The sequence below is a fragment of the Bacillus sp. JJ1764 genome (assembly GCF_036962145.1).
Taxonomy (GTDB): Bacteria; Bacillota; Bacilli; order Bacillales; family Cytobacillaceae; genus Neobacillus.
This window is the reverse complement of the sequence record NZ_JBALNY010000212.1, coordinates 1,686-1,932: the sequence shown is the minus strand read 5'-3', so window position 1 is coordinate 1,932 and position 247 is coordinate 1,686. Positions and strand designations below refer to the sequence as shown.

The window sequence follows — 247 nt, the reverse complement described above, 5'->3', positions numbered from 1 at the left end:
ATTAACGTCTTTACCAATATTAAAAATTTGACTGTATGTTTTCATTGCAGAAGAACTCATTCGATCATGGATAATGATTGAATTACTTTCCTTGAAGTAAATAATCGTTCGTTTTAATAAAACACCGGGATATAGCGTATGGCTACCAGTAACATAGCTGTACTTGGAATCAATTAAATATTTGTCAATTTTTGATTTACCTACTTGGTTTTTACCTAAGTTATAGGTTTTTCTTGATACTGTCACC

1 pseudogene is annotated in these 247 nt (G+C 30.4%); it reads right to left on the bottom strand.

Annotation, left to right across the window (positions count from 1 at the left end):
* Window positions 1–247: pseudogene (locus tag V7083_RS22195) on the bottom strand (heparinase II/III family protein); the annotation flags it as partial.